The following is a 2,230-nucleotide window of genomic DNA, read 5'->3' as shown; positions in this document are numbered from 1 at the left end:
CCATTGCGACCTGGTATCCTGGCGGCATGACAAAAGCAAACCGCAAAGGCTATCCGACTGATGTGTCAGAATGGAATGAACGCGCCCCGCTCTGGAAACGCACGGATCATCGAAAGCAGCAGGAGCAAAATGTAAGCCTTATCAAGCCCTCTGCGAGGAGGTTGCCATGAAGCTCATGCCAGTCGGAGTCGACATCGCGAAGAATCTGTTTCAGGTTCATTATGTCGATCAGGAAACCGGTCAGGTTGTCAACAAGGCTATCAAGCGTTCAAAATTTCTCGAGCACTTTGCGAATCGAGCGCCGTGCCTTATCGGGATGGAAGCATGTGGTGGCGCGCACCACTGGGCCCGACAACTCGAAAAGATGGGCCACAAGGTCAGACTCATGCCCGCGCAGTTCGTGAAAGCCTTCAATATCCGCAATAAGAATGACCCAGCCGATGCCCGCGCGATCTGGCTGGCTGTCCAACAGCCGGGCAAACCGGTTGCGGTAAAGACAGAAATGCAGCAAGCGATGCTGGCGCTGCACCGCATGCGCCAGCAACTCGTAAAGTTTCGCACGATGCAGACCAACAGCCTGCGCGGACTGCTCGCCGAATACGGAGAGGTAATGGGTAAAGGCCGGGCGGCGATGAACAAATCGATACCGCAGGTGCTTGCGCGGATTGCCGAACGCCTACCCGCCATGCTCATCGATACGCTACGCGAGCAGTGGAACCGACTCGCGAAGCTTGATGAGCAGATCGCAGAAATTGAACGACGCATGCGTCAATGGGTCATCGAAGATCACGCAGTCAAGGCGATCAGCGACATACCCGGAGTTGGACTGCTAACAGCAACCGCGGCCGTTGCCACGATCGGAAACGCGAAGGCTTTCCGGTCCGGCCGGGAGTTTGCCGCCTGCATCGGAATTGTGCCGAAGCAGACAGGCTCCGGTGGCAAGATCAACCTGCACGGCATCAGCAAGAGAGGTGATTCCTATTTGCGCACGTTGCTCATTCACGGCGCGCGCAGCGTGCTCCGTCACGCGAAGCAGCCCGATCCCTGGCTCGAGCAGATCAGCAAACGTCGTCCACCGAACGTCGTAGTTGTGGCACTCGCCAACAAAATGGCAAGGACGATCTGGGCTATCATTGCGCACGACCGACGGTACGAGAAGACCTACACAAGCGTCAAACCGGCGTGAGCGCGCTCGCTCAACCGCCGACATCGATAGTTATGCGAGGGCAAAAGACTCGAAGGTTGCGCAGGTGTGTGTGGTGACAAACCAGGTTGGACCGGGACTCGCCAATCCTGAATTCTTCGTGGAGCGTCGAAGCTCGATGTCAGAATGAGGAGCGAGTCAGCGGATTTCATACGGGCCCGCAGCATACTGTATCAGCTGCAATCCAGGCCGAATATAGATCTGCAGCCTATCCTGTCTACGCCAAAACGCACGAATTCCTGGCGCAAAGGGGCGCGTTCATATAGACGAAGAATGGAGCTTCGCGGCCCCCTATCTGACGTTGATGGACGTAAGCGCGCCGCAACGCAAATACGACCTTCGCGAAATGTTTAATGCACTACGCTGGATTGCGCGTGCCGGTGCACCATGGCGGATGCTACCGAATGACTTCCCGCCTTGGGAAATGGTGTATCAGCAGACTCAACGCTGGCTGCAGGCAGGTTGTTTTGAGAATATGGTCTGCGACCTGCGCTCAGTCATTCGTGTGGCCCAGGGACGGCGGGGGCAACCCAGCGCTGTCATTCTGGATGGTCGCACCTTGCAGTCGACCTGTGAGAGCGGCCCACGTGCGGGCTATGACGGCTATAAGCGCAAACGCGGCAGCAAGGTCCCTATTGCAGTAGACACGCTGGGACATTTGCTGGCCGTACACGTGACGCCAGCAAATGAGCAGGAACGTGCGCAGGTGGGCGAGCTTGCGCGTCAGGTACAGCAGGTCACTGGAGAAACGGTCAAGGTGGCATTCGCGGATCAGGGATACACCGGTGAAGACGCCGCGCAGGCCGCAAGCGATGAGGGCATTGATCTGCAGGTGATCAAACTGCAAGAGGCAAAGAAGGGTTTTGTATTGCTGCCCCGGCGATGGGTGGTTGAGCGCAGCTTTGGCTGGCTCAATCGCTTCCGCCGCCTCGCTCGGGACTATGAAAGACTACCCGAAACTCTTGCCGGGCTTCATTTCGTGGTCTTTGCGATGCTCATGCTCGTTCATGCAGTGCCTGTATTTCA

General features: G+C 57.1%; 2 protein-coding genes. Both read left to right on the top strand.

Annotation, left to right across the window (positions count from 1 at the left end; translation table 11 throughout):
• The first annotated feature begins 166 nt into the window (after nt 1-166).
• Nucleotides 167-1,186 carry an IS110 family RNA-guided transposase gene (locus H3V53_RS42810; protein WP_336602988.1) on the top strand — a complete coding sequence of 340 codons (1,020 nt, stop codon included), beginning with the start codon at nt 167-169 and terminating at the stop codon, nt 1,184-1,186.
• Between the two features lie 253 nt (nt 1,187-1,439).
• Nucleotides 1,440-2,230: IS5 family transposase (locus H3V53_RS42805; RefSeq protein WP_419539755.1), on the top strand; the 791-nt coding region annotated here is incomplete at its 3' end.

It is taken from the genome of Paraburkholderia bengalensis (genome assembly GCF_037126505.1).
GTDB classification, from domain to species: domain Bacteria; phylum Pseudomonadota; class Gammaproteobacteria; order Burkholderiales; family Burkholderiaceae; genus Paraburkholderia; species Paraburkholderia bengalensis.
This window is presented reverse-complemented; position numbering and strand designations above follow the sequence as displayed.

Coding starts and splice junctions, on each gene's coding strand:
- H3V53_RS42810 (WP_336602988.1), top strand. CDS start 167: ATGAAGCTCATGCCAGTCGGAGTCGACATCGCGAAGAATCTGTTTCAG.